17 protein-coding genes are annotated in these 17,979 nt (G+C 60.8%); 8 read left to right on the top strand and 9 right to left on the bottom strand.

Going from position 1 to position 17,979, the window contains the following annotated elements:
* Position 1: 1 nt before the first annotated feature.
* The gene (locus EEB13_RS16755) at positions 2–2,788 is read right to left on the bottom strand and encodes a cation-translocating P-type ATPase (RefSeq protein WP_033236168.1); all 2,787 of its coding nucleotides are present in this window, start codon (positions 2,786–2,788) and stop codon (positions 2–4) included.
* A 31-nt stretch (positions 2,789–2,819) separates the two neighbouring features.
* Entirely contained in the window at positions 2,820–3,686 is an 867-nt protein-coding gene (ppk2, locus tag EEB13_RS16750) for a polyphosphate kinase 2 (RefSeq protein WP_141485850.1), read from the bottom strand.
* A 190-nt stretch (positions 3,687–3,876) separates the two neighbouring features.
* Here ppk2 and EEB13_RS16745 point away from each other — a divergent pair, with 190 nt between their 5' ends.
* Together EEB13_RS16745 and EEB13_RS16740 are read left to right on the top strand one after the other, a co-directional pair.
* Complete coding sequence (locus tag EEB13_RS16745; protein WP_141485848.1) at positions 3,877–4,089, top strand: three-helix bundle dimerization domain-containing protein; 213 nt, start codon at positions 3,877–3,879, stop codon at positions 4,087–4,089.
* 224 nt (positions 4,090–4,313) lie between these two features.
* A complete protein-coding gene (locus EEB13_RS16740; protein WP_033236171.1) occupies positions 4,314–4,694 on the top strand; it encodes an SHOCT domain-containing protein in 381 nt (126 codons plus the stop codon).
* Between the two features lie 325 nt (positions 4,695–5,019).
* Here EEB13_RS16740 and EEB13_RS16735 read toward each other — a convergent pair whose 3' ends face one another.
* Both EEB13_RS16735 and EEB13_RS16730 read right to left on the bottom strand, forming a co-directional pair.
* Entirely contained in the window at positions 5,020–5,856 is an 837-nt protein-coding gene (locus EEB13_RS16735; RefSeq protein WP_141485846.1) for a CPBP family intramembrane glutamic endopeptidase, read from the bottom strand.
* 112 nt (positions 5,857–5,968) lie between these two features.
* Positions 5,969–6,679, bottom strand: a complete 711-nt coding sequence (locus tag EEB13_RS16730; protein ID WP_141485844.1) for a methyltransferase domain-containing protein — start codon at positions 6,677–6,679, stop codon at positions 5,969–5,971.
* A gap of 241 nt (positions 6,680–6,920) precedes the next feature.
* On the opposite strand from EEB13_RS16730, the gene EEB13_RS16725 reads away from it, so the two are divergent.
* Together EEB13_RS16725 and EEB13_RS16720 are read left to right on the top strand one after the other, a co-directional pair.
* A complete protein-coding gene (locus EEB13_RS16725) occupies positions 6,921–7,340 on the top strand; it encodes a DUF1622 domain-containing protein (RefSeq protein WP_033236173.1) in 420 nt (139 codons plus the stop codon).
* Positions 7,341–7,389: 49 nt separating this feature from the next.
* Entirely contained in the window at positions 7,390–8,826 is a 1,437-nt protein-coding gene (locus EEB13_RS16720) for a DUF2252 domain-containing protein (RefSeq protein ID WP_095886200.1), read from the top strand.
* Positions 8,827–8,852: 26 nt separating this feature from the next.
* On the opposite strand, the gene EEB13_RS16715 is transcribed toward EEB13_RS16720, so the two are convergent.
* The 4 genes from EEB13_RS16715 to EEB13_RS16700 all read right to left on the bottom strand — a co-directional run bounded on the left by EEB13_RS16715 (position 8,853) and on the right by EEB13_RS16700 (position 11,816).
* On the bottom strand, positions 8,853–9,500 hold the full coding sequence (locus EEB13_RS16715; RefSeq protein WP_141485842.1) for a maleylpyruvate isomerase family mycothiol-dependent enzyme: 648 nt from the start codon (positions 9,498–9,500) through the stop codon (positions 8,853–8,855).
* A complete protein-coding gene (locus EEB13_RS16710) occupies positions 9,493–10,209 on the bottom strand; it encodes an ATPase (protein ID WP_095886202.1) in 717 nt (238 codons plus the stop codon). Before EEB13_RS16710 ends, EEB13_RS16715 begins: the two co-directional genes overlap by 8 nt.
* Before the next feature lie 2 nt (positions 10,210–10,211).
* On the bottom strand, positions 10,212–10,820 hold the full coding sequence (locus EEB13_RS16705; protein WP_095886203.1) for a winged helix-turn-helix domain-containing protein: 609 nt from the start codon (positions 10,818–10,820) through the stop codon (positions 10,212–10,214).
* 75 nt (positions 10,821–10,895) lie between these two features.
* Positions 10,896–11,816: a neutral zinc metallopeptidase gene (locus tag EEB13_RS16700; RefSeq protein WP_141485841.1), complete on the bottom strand. Its 921-nt coding sequence runs from the start codon at positions 11,814–11,816 to the stop codon at positions 10,896–10,898.
* Between the two features lie 163 nt (positions 11,817–11,979).
* Between EEB13_RS16700 and aspS the strand changes: the two genes are divergently transcribed.
* The 3 genes from aspS to EEB13_RS16685 are packed head-to-tail and all read left to right on the top strand — an operon-like array spanning position 11,980 to position 15,998.
* Complete coding sequence (aspS, locus tag EEB13_RS16695; RefSeq protein WP_033236178.1) at positions 11,980–13,782, top strand: aspartate--tRNA ligase; 1,803 nt, start codon at positions 11,980–11,982, stop codon at positions 13,780–13,782.
* A 17-nt stretch (positions 13,783–13,799) separates the two neighbouring features.
* Entirely contained in the window at positions 13,800–14,765 is a 966-nt protein-coding gene (locus EEB13_RS16690) for a DUF389 domain-containing protein (RefSeq protein ID WP_033236179.1), read from the top strand.
* Positions 14,766–14,819: 54 nt separating this feature from the next.
* The gene (locus EEB13_RS16685; protein WP_033236180.1) at positions 14,820–15,998 is read left to right on the top strand and encodes a kinase; all 1,179 of its coding nucleotides are present in this window, start codon (positions 14,820–14,822) and stop codon (positions 15,996–15,998) included.
* Positions 15,999–16,058: 60 nt separating this feature from the next.
* Here EEB13_RS16685 and EEB13_RS16680 read toward each other — a convergent pair whose 3' ends face one another.
* Entirely contained in the window at positions 16,059–16,439 is a 381-nt protein-coding gene (locus EEB13_RS16680; protein ID WP_033236181.1) for a nuclear transport factor 2 family protein, read from the bottom strand.
* 160 nt (positions 16,440–16,599) lie between these two features.
* On the opposite strand from EEB13_RS16680, the gene EEB13_RS16675 reads away from it, so the two are divergent.
* Entirely contained in the window at positions 16,600–17,943 is a 1,344-nt protein-coding gene (locus EEB13_RS16675) for a replication-associated recombination protein A (RefSeq protein ID WP_233363897.1), read from the top strand.
* The last annotated feature ends 36 nt before the right edge of the window (positions 17,944–17,979 follow it).

Genomic DNA, 17,979 nt, shown 5'->3' with positions numbered 1-17,979 from the left:
ATCATTGCGCGTGAGCGCGCTGTGGGGCTACCGCAGCGGTGGGGGAGACAATGGTGTGCGACTTCAGGAGGCGTCGGCGTCGGAATGCCTTGTCCAACTCCACGACGATCGGAATGATCAGCGACCACCCGAGGCAGGCGAGCCACTGGCTACCCGTCAATGAGGTGGTCATGAGGAGATCCTGGAGTACTCCGGCCTCGACGGCGAAGACCGTGACGACGGTCGGGATAGCCAAGATCTTGAGCGCGCCGAGCACCGGTGGAATGAGGCCGGATTCCGGATCGCGGCGCATGGTCAGGCCGGCGAAGATGGAGCCCAACGACAGCACCACAAACGCCATGGTCATGGGAATATTTGCCTCGGTGGTACTCATCTCGCCTGGGGCTAGCAGCATTGCGGCAAGTGTGACGGCAAACTGCAGGATGCCGTAAGCCAGCCACTGTATGACCGCCCGTCGGTTGGCTATCGGCGTCTTGGGGTCACGGGGTGGTTTCTTCATCAGGTCCGGCGGCGGCGGGTCGAGCATGATGACCGCAACGGGGAACAGGGTGATGAAGAAGTGCTGGAACAGCACCATCAGCGGGGTGAGCGCAACACCTTCGTTGATATTGAAGATGCTCGCGGCCAGGAAGAGCAGAACCAGCGAGAACAATTTCGACATCTGGTAGCGAATGTAGGACACGATCTTGCCGTAGATATTGCGTCCCAAGCTGATTGCGGTGATGAGGGTCCCGAAGTTGTCGTCGGTGAGCACCATCTTGCCCGCCTGTTTTGTCACTTCGCTGCCTGACCCCATGGCGACGCCGATGTCGGATTTCTTCAGTGCGGCGGCGTCGTTGACGGCATCACCCGTCATCGCGACAACCGCACCGTTTTTCTGCATGATGTCGACCAGACGCAGTTTGTCCTGCGGGGTGACGCGGCCGAAGACATGCAGGTTCGGCATTGCGTCCGACAGCTCCTCGTCGGTCATGGCCTGAAGTTCGCCGCCGCCGATCGCCCCTGGTCCCAGTCCGAGTTCGGCTCCGATCGCCGACGCGGTGATCGCGTGATCGCCGGTGATCATGCGGACATGGATGCCCGCCGTGTGGGCAGTGCGCACCGACTCGATCGCTTCCGCGCGAAGGGGATCGATGATGCCGGCCATGCCGACAAACGTGAGGTCCTCGACAAACGACATGGGGTCAGCCCCAACGGCTGATTCCTGCCCGTCGAGTCGTCGAACGGCAAACGCCAGCACCCGGAGACCCTTCTCGGACATAGCCCGGTTCGCGGCAGTCAGTTCTTCGCGGACCTCGTCGATCGGTACAGGTCGGCGGCCGGGCAGGAACGCTGCCCCGCACCGAGCCAGGACCACGTCCGGACCGCCCTTGACCAGTTCCACGAATTGGTTGCCGCCGTCCACCTGGAGATGATGGAACGTCGCCATGAACTTGTATGCCGAGTCGAAGGGAACCGTCGCGACCCGCGGGTACGTCTTTCTGGTGAGTGGGGCGTCGACGCCGATCTTTGCCGCGAGAACAACAAGCGCTGCCTCGGTGGGGTCGCCCACAACTTCGCCGGCATCGGAGACTGTGGCGTCGCTGTCCAGGCACAGACCGTAGGCAAGCAGCGTGAAGTCCGGCGGCGCCTCACCCGCGACCTGCGTGATTCTGCCGCTCTTGGCGTAACCCTCGCCCTCGACGATGTACCACCGGCCGTGGACGTACAACGACCGTACGGTCATCTGATTCATCGTCAGTGTGCCGGTCTTATCCGAGTTGATGGCGCTCGTCGCGCCGAGTGTCTCGACGTCGGTGAGGTTTTTCACGACGGCCTTCGCGTCGGCCAGTTGACGAGCTCCATACGCCAACATGGCCTGGACGAAAGTGGGAAGGCCGGTCGGGATTGCGGAAACTCCCATGGCAATACCCAGCAGGAGAAGCGTTGTCAGATCTTGGCCACGGATCACGCCGATAACCACGATGATTGTCACTGCGCCCCACGCGATGATCCCGAGCAGTTTGGTGAGCGAGTCGAGTTCGCGTTGCAACGGCGATTTGCCGGGTGCAACTGCCGACAACATCGACGCGATCTGCCCTATCTGGGTGTGCATCCCGGTTTCGGTGACCACCATGGTGGCGGTACCGCGGGTGACCGAGGTGTTCTGGAACACCAGGTTGCTTCGGTCACCCAGGGGAATGTCTGTGCTGCCCAGCGTCTTCGGATCCTTCGGGATGGGTGCGCTTTCACCGGTCAACGCTGCTTCTTGAGTTTCCAAGGTGGTGGAGGTGAGAAGGCGTCCGTCGGCGGCGACGATATCGCCCGCTTCGAGTTCGACGATATCGCCAGGCACCAACTCAGTAGCGTCGAGCTGGATCAGAGTCCCATCGCGGATCACCCGTGCTTGGGGCGTCTGCATCTTCGCCAGTGCGTCCACGCTGGCGCGGGCCTTCACCTCCTGCCGGGTGCCGAGCACGATGTTGAGTACGACGAGTACCGCAACGACGATGGCCGTAGGGATTTCGCCGATGACGATGCTGACCACAGCTACCGCGACAAGCATCAGATTCATCGGGTCCCTCAACTGCGCCAGCGCTATCGACCACATCGACGGTGGTGGCGTCGACGCAATTTCGTTGGGCCCGTGCTGACGTCGACGGTCCACCACGTCCTCGGCACTCAGTCCCGACTCCTGATCAGAAGTCAGTGCTGCGAGGACGGATTCGGCACTCTGGGCATGCCAGGGCGTGTTCTCGGCCGGGTCTGTGTGCGCTCGATTCTGCGGCGCGGCTTCCGTGGGGCTCATGTGCCGCACGTCCTTTCCCTGGGCAGGATTTTCAGTAGGGGGTAGGAATCCAGTGCAGCGGTTGCTGGGGTGTCTTGTATCCGTCGGGGCGTTGTCGGTGTGGCAGTTTGATATCGGGATGTTCCAAAGGTTCGTACGGAATCTGACTCAGGATGTGGCTGATGATGTTGAGCCGGCCGCGCTTCTTGTCGTCGTTGACCGCGACATACCAAGGCGCCCATCCTGTGTCGGTATAGCGGAACATCTCGTCGCGGGCCCGTGAATAGTCGTACCAATGGCTGTACGACTTCAGATCGAGGCCCGACAACTTCCAGATTTTCCGAGGGTCGTCGATCCGGCTCTGCAGGCGCAGCATTTGCTGTTCCTCACTCACCTCTAGCCAATACTTCAACAGAATGACCCCGGATTCGACAATTGCACGTTCGACTGTCGGGATGAGCTGGAGGAATTCGTGTGCTTGCTCGTTGGTGCAGTAGCCCATGACCCGTTCGACTCCGGCACGGTTGTACCAACTGCGATCGAAGATGACTATCTCGCCGGCTGCGGGTAGATGCGGCACATACCGTTGGATGTACATCTGGGATTTTTCCCGTTCAGTCGGGGCCGGGAGGGCAACAACGCGGAAGACACGAGGGCTCACTCGCTCGGTGATGGCTTTGATCACCCCACCTTTTCCTGCAGTGTCACGGCCCTCGAACACGATGCAGACCTTGGCGCCGGAGGATTTGACCCACTCCTGCAATGCAACGAGTTCTGCGTGAACAGGCTTGAGATCACGGCGGTATTCCTTGTACTTCATCGGCTTTTCTGTCAAGGCTGAGGAGGGTTCCACGCCGGTAACTCGGGGAGCTTCGAGCTCAGAGTTCTTGTGTTTCTTGTGCTTCGACTTCTTTCCCACGCTCGCTCCTCGACACCCATATTCCGGACAGTGCTTCCACGCAGGACGTTCTTGATCAAACACACCCTTTGCTTGTGTATGCCCCGTGATTGGCAAAGTTATTCCTGGCTTGATCGAATCCCGAATCGTGATGCTTTCGAATCTATTTCGAGTCTTGACGGCAGCTGGCTACCGGACAGACGATTAGCCGATGACCGGCGACGAAGAGTTGCTCCAGGTCGAACAGGTGATTGCACGGCTGATCACCCGCTATCCGACCGTCTCACCCTCAGATATCGAACGAAGCGTGCGGATGATTCACGCACGATTCAAAAGTGGACGGATACGAGCATTCGTCCCGCTCCTCGTTGAAAAGGCGGCGCGAAGTGACATTGCCCGCGCTGCGTCCGAGATCGCTATGTAGTACCCGCTATGTCGTACCTCTGTCATTCATCTGTGGTACGTATTATCGGTACGAATGCTCGGTACGTATTACCAACGGAGATAATGCATTTCGGGAGATGTCGAGTTCCGGTCGGCTAACGGCCGGTTACCGGCGCAGTGGCAACAGTTGATTCACAAGTAGGACGTCATAGGTCGTGACCTGACTTCCTATCCGGAAACACCGACAGTACGGAGTTGGCGAAAATGGAAGGCTTCTGGGAGTTTTTCTGGTTCATGTTTGTCTGTCTCGCATTTGTTGCCTACTTGAGCGTGTTGTTCTCGATCATCACGGATCTGTTCCGAGATCATGAGATGTCAGGCTGGTTCAAGGCGATCTGGATCGTTTTCCTCTTTGTCGTGCCCTTCCTGTCGGCGATGATCTATGTGATCGTCCGGAATGACGGTATGACGCAGCGGTCGATTGCCGCAGCGCAAAAGCAGATGCAGGCACAGGGCGCGTACGTGCGCGAGGTCGCTGGACAATCTTCGGCTGATCAGATCACAGCCGCCAAGGGCCTTCTCGATGCCGGCGCGATCAACGAGGACGAGTTCCGGGCGCTGAAGGCAAAAACCATCATGCAGTGAAGACGTGCTGCAACAGAATCAGAATACGACGACGACGTGTGTTGTGGATGACGTGTGTTGTATTCGCAACAGAATTCGGCCTGGTTCGCTGTCCTCATTCGTCCAGGCGTCAGGTGACAACCTCTGGGGTTCTGGTTACTCTCCGCGCGCGTTCAGTTACGCCTCGATGACATCGAGCGAATCTTCGGCTGAGGGAGGTAGTTTCACCGCTACGAGTACGGGTGGCGCCGAATGGTCGCCTTCCTTCCCGAATATGACGAAGCCGCCGGCACCTTACGGTGTCCGGCGGCTTCACCACATTCAGGATCGGCGAAACGAGGAGCTGTCAGCTTGTCGCGTTCGCGGGCTGTTCTTGGCTGACTCGCCCTCGGACGAAGAAGATAGCGACGACGGCGAAGAGGACCAGCAGGATTGTGATGAACGTGGCGACGACGGTGGCGCCGCTGGCTCCAGTCACGGAGGTGTCGAGTCCGCCCGTCGAGAGGATCGTTGTGGGGTCGGTGAGGCCATGCAACACGATCGCGGCCCAGATTGTGCCCGTCACGCGCATAGTCAGATACATGCACATCCCGAAACCGAACGTGTAGACAACGGTCGCCAGAACGGTTGACGCTTCCATCCCGGAGATGAAGTTGACCGTGTGCATCAGCGCGAACAGCAGCGACGACACGACCGCGACGAAGCGTTCGCCATGGCCGGCGTCACGCAACATTTTCACCGCAATACCGCGGGTGAGGAGTTCCTCGGCAATGCCAACGCACACCCCGAGGGCAAGTAGCGAGATGATCTCGCCGGCTGACCACGCGCTCCAGTCGGTTCCGGTCAGGTGCGCTGCAATGGCGGCGGCTACGAGAATCGGGCCGATCCACATCCAGCCGCGGCCACGTATAGGTTGCGGGCCGAAAATACTGCGTAGCCAGCCCAGCTTCGCTATGAATATCAGCAGCGCGACAGCACCGATCGCGATAGGCAATGCGAGGCCGAAAATGATGCTCGAGGCGCTTGCGACTACGTTGTCGCTATCGATCTGATCGGAGAAAACGCGGGAGATCACCTGCCCAACGGCGAGGTAGAAAGCTAGATAGACGACGACTATCAACAGCAGCTTCCACAGGGTGGGGCGGCTCCAGAAACCCGACTTTTCGGGAGTTGTATTGGTCACTGACAGATCGTACGGGATCTCCAGGAATTCGCGCGTCAATCGAAATTCGCGCTGAAGCCTCTGTCGACCAGGCCGAGAAAATTGATGTAAGTACCAGATTTATTGTGCCGGATCACGATTCGTGATGGCATACCAGCATGTGGTTGGCGCCTTTCTGGAATTCGTAGTCGACCTCGACGTTACGGCCGCCGATGCCGCGAGCTCGCAGGTCGGACAGCAGCTCGACAAGTTGTGAGTACGGCTCCGCCGATCCAATCGCCACCAACGGAAAGATGCGCAGCTCACCTGAGGTGACGCGCATCAATTCGGTAATTGCGTCGAGGTGGAAGGCGTGGTCGAGGCTGTCGGCGTAGCTGAACAACAGATGGGAGCTGAGCACCAGATCGAAGCTGTCGTCAGGGAATGGCAGTGCGGGCAACCGACCTGGGATGTAGTGACTGGGGTGTTGCCGAATATGAGCTGCGAACTGTTGGGCGGCGTGCTGCCTGACATGTTGGTGTTCATCGGGATCAGCGAAGAAAGTCCACTCGTACTTTTCTGCGTGTGCGCGGACATATCGATTGCCTCGCTCCGACTCCGATGTGGCAATAGTAGCGAGATTGTCGGGGCTGTTTCCGAAATAGGCTGCATCGCATGCAGTTACGTTGCCGCCGAGGTTGCTCACCGCACTGGTGAAATCCGCGGAACCGCTGGGGCAGTCGAGGATTCGCACGGACAGATCATCGTCGGTGAGGGCGAACATCGCCCGGTATTCGGCAAGCGAACGAGAACTGATCAGCATCTTGCCGATCCCGTCGACGCGGTTGTCATTTTCAAAGGTCATGCGTGGTCCTCACAGTAGGGGGCACCTCACTGCGTCAACCGGGATAGATGTAGGCAACGATCGTCGGCCGCGCGCGAGGCGGCCGGAAATTGCACAGTTCAAGGCCGCAGTGAATGCGGCCACCAGAGCTGTACGAAAGTCGTCACCGGCCAATTACAGCACACGATCTGGTGGTGGGTTGGTTGGAGAGAACCGGCGCGCTTGCTCGACTTCTGAGCGATATACCTCGAGAATCAACACCATGGACACCGTGAAGTTCTTCGAGTGGGTCACCGAATTGTTCGAAGTACTCGGTGTTGTCGCGATGGTTTTCGGGTTTGTATTCGCCTTTGGCATTGCCGGCCGGTCGTGGTTTCGTACTCGCAACGGTAGTGCCGCGTTCAAGACTCTCCGCGAAACCCTCGGTGCCGTCATTCTTCTCGGGCTGGAGATTCTGGTTGCTGCGGATCTCGTCAAAACCGTGACATCGTCGCCGTCCCTGACGGATGCGGCAGTGCTGGGAATGATCGTCTTGATTCGAACTGTTTTGAGCCTGTCGATTCAGATTGAGATCGACGGGGTACTTCCATGGCGCAAGGCGTTGGTGTCGAGTCCCCAATTGCTGGCCCGCGCAGCACGCGGATCAGGTGGGGACGCGACGTCCGACGCCTCGCAGCCGTAGCAAGGGCCGTCGACTCCGCAGGCCCACCGAGGACTGAAAGGTCGGGCAGATGACTGCAGTACCGGTTGACAAGGTTGCGCCAGCTGACAAGGCAGTTCCTGCGCAGCACCCCACCGTTGACGAGCGGAGGGAGGATGGTCGGCAGGCTCGCCGAGATACGCCGCTTGCGATGCTGGCCGAACTTGCCGACAGCGACCGCGACCCGATTTCACTCCTGGAATCTCAGGCCGAAGCGCGGGTGCCTGAATTGGTGCCGATTCGTTACGGCCGCATGTCTGCGTCGCGTTTCTCGTTCTTTCGTGGCGCGGCCCTGGTTATGTGCGACGACCTTTCACGCAATCGCAATTCCGACATGAATACCCAACTGTGCGGAGATGCGCATCTGAGTAATTTCGGGGTCTACGCCACGCCGGAGCGCAAACTTGCATTCGATATCAACGATTTCGACGAGACCTACCCAGGTCCATTCGAATGGGACGTCAAACGCTTGGCTGCGAGTTTGGCGATAGCGGGTAAGGACAACGGCTATTCGGGTAAGGAACGAAGGAAGATAACTGTTGGTTGTGCGGCCGAATATCGGGAAACGATGCTTCGCCAGGCGGAACTGGGAAACCTCGCGGTGTGGTATTCGCACATCGAACCAGAGGACGGCCTCGAAGAACTGAGTATTCAGATCAAGAAACGAATGCTTGAACGGGCGCGTTCCACTCTCGATAAGGCACGCCGACGGGACAGCGTTCAAGCCGCGTCGAAATTCACCGAGATTGTCGATGGCAGAAGGCGATTCATCAGTGATCCACCGTTGATCGTGCCGGTCGAGGAGCTATACGACGGGCGGGATCTCGAGGATGTCGAGGAGGTGCTCCACGGACGAATTCGTTCGTACCGCAGCACCCTTCAGTGGGATCGCCGCGTGCTGCTACAGAGCTTCGAGATGATGCACATCGCGCGCAAGGTGGTCGGCGTCGGCAGTGTCGGCACGAGAGCCTGGATGATCTTGATGAAGGGACGCGACGCCGATGATCCACTGATCCTGCAGGTGAAGCAGGCGTTGCCGTCGGTGTTGTCCGGCTATGTGAACGGCCCGATATTCCGCAATGAGGGGGAGCGGGTGGTGAATGGTCAGCGGCTGATGCAGGCCAGCAGCGATATCTTTCTCGGTTGGGAGCGAGGGCCAGGTCCGGACGAGCTCGAGCATGACTTCTACATCCGTCAACTTCGCGACGGCAAGGGCTCAGCGGTGATCGAAGGCATGAAACCCGAAGGCATGGAAGCGTACGGCCGCTTATGCGCGCGGGTTCTGGCCTATGCACACGCTCGTTCGGGCGACCGCATTGCGATTGCCGAATATCTTGGCGAGGGAACGGAATTCGATCTCGCGATCAGTGAGTTTGCAGCGGCGTACACCAAACGAAATGCTCGTGATCATGCCGCACTTATGACAGCGATCGACACGGGACGGGTGACCGCACAGACCGGAATCTGACCCGCCCAGGAATTGCTGGAGGGCCGTCAGGTTGTGCAACGCTCTCGCATCGTCGCAGCACCGGGCCCGGTGAGATCGTCGCAGTACACGCGCCGACCAGCCATGGCCATGGTGAGAGCCAAGGTCGTGCCGCTGACGAGTGGACCGTCTCCAGTCGAGAATGGCCCGTCGGTCGCTTCGACGCGAAGACCTTTGATCGTGCTGCGACTGGGCACAGTGAAGTCCCGTCGAGCGTAGAAACGAGCAACTTCGGTGAGCGTCTCGACGGCTGGAATGTACGAGAGACCGAGCGGACGCCGGATGTCCTGGGCGTGGACTACCACCTCGCCGAGCCACGCCACAGTGGGCCCTGGCGCCGAGGTTCTGCTGGTGATCACCCGTCGGAACCGATCGAGGGTCTCGTCCGGGGTCGCGCCTCGGTACTCGGCGAGGCGCCGGTCGTTGTGTAGGTCGAAGTCGAACCGTGTGCCCAGGACACTGACAAGCCAACGAAGTGCACCGACGCTCGCAGCCGCTGTGAGATGCGCGACGACGTCCTCGACAGTCCACCGCCCGCACAACGACTGCTGATTCCACTGTGCCTGATTCAGACCGACAAGCTCACCGACCAGAGCGGTGCGCTCGGTTTCGACAGCAGACCACAGGGCGCTTCTCTGCATATCGCGCTTAGGCATAGACGCCGTCCAACCAGCCTTTCCAGCCTGCGCTGGCTGCTTCGCCGTCAGCGCCTGCTGCAAACAGGTGGTGTGCCACATCGACATTGCCGCCGAAGGCATTTCGGCCGTAGAACCGAAGTAGCGCGTCGTCGGTACGCAGTCCGACAAACCAGTCGTTGAGGTAGTCGACCACAGCAGTGATCGTGCCGAAGCCGGGAACGTCGAAAGTCACGGTGTCGTCGACGGCGGTGTCGGATCCGATTCCGAGTGCGCTGCGCAGAGTTGCCATCGCTGCGGGTGTGCCGGATGCTTCCGGACCTTCGGCGCTCACGTAGGTGGCGCTCTGCCCGGCGAAGTAGCGCACGTACTGGCCAAGGCTGTGGAGGTAGAAGTCTGTGTGCTTGCTTGCCCCGTCGTACTGGTTGTCCCAGTCGTCGGCAAAGACGCCGGCATGGACGTAGCGCACGACGGCCGTGCTGTTGTCGCGGGCTTCCACGAGGTATTCGAGGTGATTGAACCAGCCATCGGGGCCGTCCATGTGGATGCCGAGTTCGGTGGGCGGTTCCCAGGTAGCGATGACGGAACTGTCGGGGCGCGAGCCGTCGGCCGGAATCTCGAGAGGCGATGGGAACATCCATCCGGCAGTCTCGGCGGAGATGGCGGCCCAGATCTGCTCCGGGGTTCCGGGTACAACAACTTCGCGGCGGATTTCGAACTTCTTCGACATGGCTAGTTCTCCGATTCGGGTGAGTGTGTGGACGGTTTCAGGCTTGGGTGAAGCGCTACGACGAGGCGGTGCGGGCGGCCGTTCGCGGTGTTGCCGTCGTGGTATTTGGCAACCAGTCCGTTGACTGCCTCGCCGAGTTCGCGGGCGAAGTCCGCTCGGTCGGAGGCTGTCGCGAATGTGATGTCACTGTCGATGGCATAGGAAGCGAGGGGCTTTCCGGCGGCGGTTGCTCCGGCGATCAACTCGCCGACCTCTCGGACGACCCGCGCTGCCACCGCGACGAGCCATCGCGCCGAGAGTTGGTCTGGGAACTTCCGTGGATCCGGAGCCAGCGCGGACATCGCGGCGGGGGAGATGACGTACGACGCGGCACTTGCCTGCATGACTCGTTCGGTCATGTTTCCGCGTTTGCGTTCTTCGACGAGATGAACGAGCCCGTGTTCTTCCAGGGTTCGCAGGTGGTAGTTGACCTTTTGGCGGGTCAGTCCGACGAGGGGTGCCAGCGCAGCAGCCGACGACGGGTTCACAAGCGCGGCGAGGATTTGCTGCCGAACCGGGTCGAGTGACGCTTCCGCGGCAGCAGGTTTGTCGATGACTGCGACTTCCAACATGAGAAAACCATCCCACCGACAGAATTACTTGTCAAGACAAAATAATTTGTCGGTGGGATGGTTGTTGGGCAAGCTCTACTTGCTCAGCGCCGCGGGATTGTTCAAATCACGCGCCGAGTAGGTGTCGCAGGCAGCTACCTGGCCGGTCTTGTATCCGGCTGCAAACCACAACTGCCGCTGTTGGGATGAACCGTGAGTCCAGCCTTCGGGGTTGACCCGCCCGCTGGTCGACTGTTGGATCCGGTCATCGCCGACCGACGATGCGGCCGACAGTGCATCGCGGATATCGTTCTGCGACAGCGACTTCAGGAATGGTTGGCCGGTCGCTTCGTCGGGGATGGTGTCGGCGTAATGTGCCCACACGCCGGCGTAGCAGTCTGCCTGCAGTTCGGTGCGCACCGCGCCTGACTCTGCGCCCTGCGGGTCGGCCTGCGCGCGGCTGATATCCCCGAGTTGATTCTGGATGTGGTGACCGAATTCATGGGCAACGACGTACTCCTGCGCCAAGGGGCCGGCGCTTGATCCGAATCGGTCGACCAGCAATTGGAAGAAGCTTGTGTCGAAGTACGCGGTCTGATCGGCGGGGCAGTAGAACGGACCGACTTCGCTGGTTGCCTGACCGCAGCCCGTACTGACCGATCCACTGAACAGGACGACCTCGGGGCGGACGTACGCCGTCCCGGTTTGTTTGATCAGTTGCGCTTCCCAGACGTCGTCGAGGCTACCGACGGTAAGTGTGACGCGGCAGTTCACGTCGTTGTTGGCATCGGTACCGGTGCAGTCGTCGACCGAACTGAGTTCGCTCGAGGAACTCGATGTTTCGGTGGACGTTCCCAGTAGCGAACCGGGATCTCCGCCGAACAGAAGGGCAAGAATGAGCACGATGATGCCACCGGCGCCGCCGCCGATTGCCACCTTGCTGCCCCGGCTACCGCCCCCGCCGCCTTGAACCTGAACGCGTCCCGCTTCACCGCGGGCCCCCTCGTTGAAGGTCATCTATGTCCGCTTTCTGCTGTCGTGAACAAGTGCTTGCCGTCACTTCTGGTGGATAGCTTCGCATGCGAGGCGGGTGCGCGTTTCCGGTCTGGGCTGTTCGCTCCGTAGGATCGCAGGCAAAGTAGTCGGTCGTCGGTTATTGAAGTTGTTCGAAAGGAATCCCGTGCTGCGCACACATCTCGCCGGTTCATTGCGACCCGAGCAGGCAGGGCAGACCGTAACGCTCACCGGTTGGGTAGCCAGGCGTCGTGATCACGGCGGAGTGATCTTCATCGATCTCCGTGATGCATCCGGTGTTTCGCAGGTAGTTTTCCGGGCAGGTGACGTCGCCGAGCAGGCGCACCGTCTGCGCGCGGAATACTGCGTTCGCGTGACCGGTGTCGTCGAGGTCCGCCCCGAGGGAAACCAGAACTTCGAGATCCCCACCGGCGCAATCGAGGTCAACGCCACCGAGCTCGAGGTGCTCAACGAGAGTGCTCCGCTGCCGTTCCAGCTCGACGATCAGGTCGGCGAGGAAGCGCGTCTGAAGTACCGCTACCTCGACCTGCGTCGTGAAGGACCCGGACACGCAATTCGCTTGCGCTCCAAGGTGAATGCCGCTGCGCGTGGCGTCCTCGCGCACCACCAGTTCGTCGAGGTCGAGACCCCGACACTCACGCGTTCCACCCCTGAAGGTGCCCGCGACTTCCTGGTTCCGGCGCGTTTGCAGCCCGGTAGCTTCTACGCTCTGCCGCAGAGCCCCCAGCTCTTCAAGCAGCTCCTCATGGTGGGTGGCATCGAGCGCTACTACCAGATCGCGCGCTGCTACCGCGATGAGGATTTCCGCGCCGATCGCCAGCCGGAGTTCACTCAGCTCGACATCGAGATGGCGTTCGTCAACCAGGACGACGTCATGCTGTTGGCCGAGGAAGTCCTGACCGCGTTGTGGAAGCTCGTCGGCCACGAGATCAAGACGCCGATCGCGCGCATGACCTACAACGAGTCGATGCGTCGTTACGGCAGCGACAAGCCCGACCTGCGTTTCGACATCGAACTCGTCGAGTGCATGAAGTTCTTCAAGGACACCACGTTCCGCGTGTTCCAGGCCGAGTACGTCGGCGCTGTTGTCATGCCGGGTGGCGCAAGCCAGCCGCGTAAGCAGCTCGACGCGTGGCAGGAATGGGCCAAGCAGCGTGGCGCCAAGGGACTTGCCTACGTGCTGGTCGGCGAAGACGGAACGCTCGGCGGACCGGTTGCCAAGAACCTCACCGACGCCGAGCGCGAGGGTCTGGCCGCTCACGTCGGCGCACAGCCAGGTGACTGCATCTTCTTCGCGGCGGGTGCAACCAAGCCGATGCGCGCGCTTCTCGGTGCTGCCCGCGGCGAGATCGCCCGCAAGAAGGATCTTATCGACCCCAAGGCCTGGGCCTTCGTCTGGATCGTCGACGCTCCGATGTTCGAGCCGGCCGCCGACGCCACCGCGTCCGGTGACGTTGCTCTCGGCCATTCGGCGTGGACCGCGGTGCACCACGCGTTCACCTCGCCCAAGCCCGAGTTCTTCGACACGTTCGACACCGATCCCGGAACCGCTCTCGCCTACGCCTACGACATCGTCTGCAACGGCAACGAAATCGGCGGCGGCAGTATCCGTATCCACCGCAAGGACATTCAGGAACGAGTGTTCAAGGTGATGGGTATTTCCGAGGAAGAGGCGCAGGACAAGTTCGGCTTCCTGCTCGACGCCTTTGCCTTCGGCGCACCCCCGCACGGCGGAATCGCCTTCGGTTGGGACCGCATCACCGCGCTCCTCGCCGGCATGGATTCCATTCGTGAGGTCATCGCGTTCCCGAAGTCGGGTGGCGGTGTCGATCCGCTGACGGACGCACCTACCCCGATCACGGCGCAGCAGCGTAAGGAATCCGGCGTCGATGCGAAGCCGGAGAAGAAGGCTGACGCTGCCGGTGGCGACACCGCAGACGGCAAGTAGACCGACCCCAGATCGCCATGCTGCACCTGAGGGTGATCTGCCCGCCCGAGCGCACCGAGGAAGTTCTCGGTGCGCTCGAGGCGGAATGCGGGGCTACCCACATTGTGGTGTCGCGTGGCATTGCCATCGATCCGCGCGGCGATGTCGTGCAGGCAGATGTTGCCCGCGAGTCTGCGAACGACGTCATAGTCGCGATGCAGGATCTCGGAATCCCCGAGCACGGCGCGGTGACGCTGGTTCCGGTGGAAACAGTGTTGTCGGCCGCGGCACGCAAAGCAGAACACGATGCACCTGGTGACGGCGCCGAGACTGTGGTCTGGGAAGAACTGTTGTCCCGGACTCGCGAGGAATCGACTCTCAATGGATTGTTTGTCGCTTTCCTGACTATCGCCTGCCTCCTGGCCGCAATCGGTGTAGTCACGGATTCACCGGTCACCATCGTCGGAGCGATGGTTGTGGGGCCGGAATTCGGCCCGCTGGCCGCGCTCTCGGTTGCCCTGGTTCGACGTGATCGAAAGCTACGTAGACGTTCGATTCTTGCGTTGGTCGTCGCGTTCCCGGTGGCGATGGGTATCACTCTGCTCGCCACCTTTGTGGTGAAGTTCTTCGACTGGATGGACGTCACCACCCTCGAATCACTGCATCAAGTCGACTTCATCTACAAAGTGGGACCGATCTCGTTTGTTGTCGCCCTCCTGGCCGGTTCTGCGGGCATGTTGGCCTTGATATCGGCGAAATCCGCCGCACTGGTCGGCGTGTTCATATCGGTGACCACAGTCCCGGCGGCCGGTTTCGCGGTAGTTGCTGCGGCTAACGGTGAATGGCGTATCGCCGGGCTGTCGTCGCTTCAGCTCGCCGTCAACATGCTGGGAATTGTCACCGCTTGCACACTCGTATTGTGGTTCAAAACCCGAGCCGATGAAGAGTTTGCTGCAGCGCTGAAAGGCATTTCAGGTTTGATCGGCGACGAGAAAGCGCGCTGACAGTAGAGAGCGAAGACGCATGATTCCAGTAACTTACGGGTAAGTTGATCAGTGATGACCGTATTACTGGCAGACCCCGTATCCGAAGTCGTGGCAGCTGCCGAGCAGTTGCTCACGCGCCGCACCGGAGCACCCGTTACCCTCGTGGATCCCACGGATCTGGGTGGCAGTGGACGCACCATCGTGCTGCGCGTTCGAGTTGCCGAAAACCCGTTTTCCCTACCTCGCACATTGGTGATCAAGCAGGTCCGTGATCCCTATCTGGGTGTCAAGAACGGCGTTACCCCGCCCGCTGAGGCAATCCACGTGTTCGATCCTGATACCGCGTTCCTGCGTGAAGCCGTGTCGTACCAATTCGCCAACGCATTGGCCAAGGACGCCCGTCCCGGCGCGGAACTGCTGGCATACGACTTGGACGCCAGGCTCCTCGTGCTCAGCGACCTCGGTGACGCCACCGCGATCAGCGTTCTTTTCCAGGACAGCGACGCAGACACCGTCACGAATACCCTGATGGCAATGGCCCAGGCAATGGGTCGCATGCACGCCGCCACCGTAGGACGTGAAGAAGATTTCACAGCCCTGCTTCGACGTGCCGAGGTTGTCCACAGTTCCGACGAAGTGGCTGATCAGGTGGCGCGCGTCATCACCGACGTGCCGTCGATGTTGGCGGACACACTGGGTGTTGTTGTCGATCCGAATATTCTCGAACAGGTTCACCACGCGCAGAATCTGTTCAGCGGTGGGCGATTCCGCGCCTTCAGTCCGTCCGATCTGTGTCCGGACAACATCATCGTCAACGGCGAAGGTGTTCGATTCCTCGACTACGAGTGGGGTGGATACCGAGACGCGCTTCTCGACATCACGTACGCACTCGTGTCGTTCCCGGGATGCCTGTGCAACGTCGACCTGACCGAGGAACGCGCGTCGGCGATGGTCGACGCGTGGCGTTCGGAAGTGGTGGGCTTGTGGCCGGCGCTTGCCGACGAAGCCGAATTGGGTCGAGGACTGGTCGAGGCTCAGCTCATCTGGGTATGGCTGAGCACCTACATGTTCCTGCCCAATGATCATTCGCGGATAGCCGCAGTGCGCGAGCACCATCTGTCGATTCCGCGTTCGGATGCGTTGCTGCGCCGTTGGGCACGGTTGGCGCGATCAGCCGAACTCGCAGGCAACGTCGCTGTGCATGACCACGCGAACGAGGTTGTCGCTGCACTCCGCGCACACGCTGAGTAACGCACACACGAACCGATAAAGCGCCCGTGCCGGAGCACGGGCGCTTTTGCATGTCGAAGCTCAGTTGTCGGCGAGAGCGTCCGCCTCGGACAGATCCGTTGCCGCCAGCGCCGTCGCGAGATCGGGATGCCGGAAGGTAGACGTGACCTGGTCCTCGACCACCCGGAACGCCGACGCAATGGTGGCGGTCTTGCCGGGTTCTGCGGCCCACGTCGCAGTCTGCTCGACAACGACAACTCCGTGGTGGACGTACATCTTGCCGGGAACAAGCGTCAAACCGGCGTTCGACGCCCACTCGCTCAGTGCTGCTAATCCTTGCGTTGCCCCGTCGGCTCCACCCACCTCGATATCGTCGCTCGACAACTGCAGGAGCGTGTCGATGTCTTGGCTGTTGAGTGCGTCATGCCACGCGAGAACGGTGGCGATCTCAGAAGTGCTCATGGCGACACGCTATCCAATTCGGCCCGACCGTGCTTTCCAGTTGGGACTTCGACGCGTCGGTACCTTCTAGTAGCGTCGTTTTGTGAGCGATTGGCAAGCTGAAGACAGCGTGGTGGCGGATGACGGCCTGTTCGAGGCAACTCCGGAAGAATCCGAGATCGTGGATGAACCAGATGTCGTCTCGGTAGCCGAGCGCGCCTTGTCCTCGTTGCCGCCCGGTGCTCCGCTGGCTGTCCGCATGCGCCCGCGCACTCTTGGTGAGGTTGTCGGCCAGCAGCACCTACTCGGGCCCGGTGCGCCGCTGCGGCGAATGGTCGAGGGATCCGGTGCCGCATCGGTACTTCTGTACGGGCCTCCTGGTACCGGCAAGACCACACTGGCGTCGTTGATTTCCGGCGCGACCGGTCGGCGTTTCGAGGCGCTGTCTGCACTGTCGGCCGGTGTCAAAGAGGTTCGCGGTGTGATCGAACTGGCTAGGCGACGGCTCCTGAACGGCGAGCAGACCGTCCTGTTCATCGACGAGGTACACCGATTCTCGAAAACCCAGCAGGATGCGTTGTTGGCCGCTGTCGAGAATCGGATCGTCCTGTTGGTGGGCGCTACCACCGAGAATCCGTCGTTCTCCGTGGTGTCGGCGTTGCTGTCCCGTTCGCTGGTTCTGCAATTGCAGGCGCTCACCGCAGCCGATGTTCAGGAGCTTCTCGAGCGGGCAGTGATCGACGAGCGTGGGTTCGGTGGCTCAGTCACCATTGCCGACGACGCGATGGAACATCTGGTGCGGCTGGCGTCCGGTGACGCCCGCCGTGCGCTCACTGCTCTCGAGGCAGCAGCAGGCGCTGCGCTCGATACCGCTGGCGGCCAACCCGGACCCGTCGAAGTCGATCTCGCGACCGTGGAGGCCAGTGTCGACAAAGCCGCCGTTCGGTACGACCGTGACGGCGACCAGCACTACGACGTCATCAGCGCATTCATCAAGAGCATTCGAGGTTCCGACGTAGACGCGGCGCTGCATTACCTTGCGCGCATGCTGACTGCGGGGGAGGACCCGCGATTCATTGCGAGGCGACTGGTGGTTCACGCCAGCGAAGACATCGGGATGGCCGATCCGATGGCACTACAGACCGCGATGGCCGCTGCTCAAGCTGTGCAATTGATCGGAATGCCGGAGGCACGTCTCGCGCTTGCCCAGGCCACGATCCATCTCGCGACCGCGCCGAAATCGGGTGCCGTCATCGAAGCGCTGGGTGCGGCCATGGCCGATGTGGCTGCCGGAAAGTCAGGTCTCGTGCCGCCGCATCTACGTGACGGTCATTACAAGGGGGCTGAGAAATTGGGAAACGCGGTCGGATACAAGTACCCACACGACACCCGCGACGGCGTTCTACGGCAGCAATATCCACCGGACGAACTGGTCGGTGTCGACTATTACAAGCCGACTGGCCACGGAAATGAGCGGGAGATCGCCGATCGAGTGGGAAAATTGCGTCGAATCGTGCGGGGTTGAAGCTGTAATCGTGCGGGGTTAAAGCTGTAAGGTCCC

It is taken from the genome of Rhodococcus sp. WS3, from assembly GCF_003797085.1.
In the GTDB taxonomy this organism is placed as follows: Bacteria; Actinomycetota; Actinomycetes; order Mycobacteriales; family Mycobacteriaceae; genus Rhodococcus_F; species Rhodococcus_F globerula.
The sequence above is the reverse complement of the archived record's forward strand: the minus strand, read 5'-3'. Positions and strand labels throughout refer to the sequence as shown.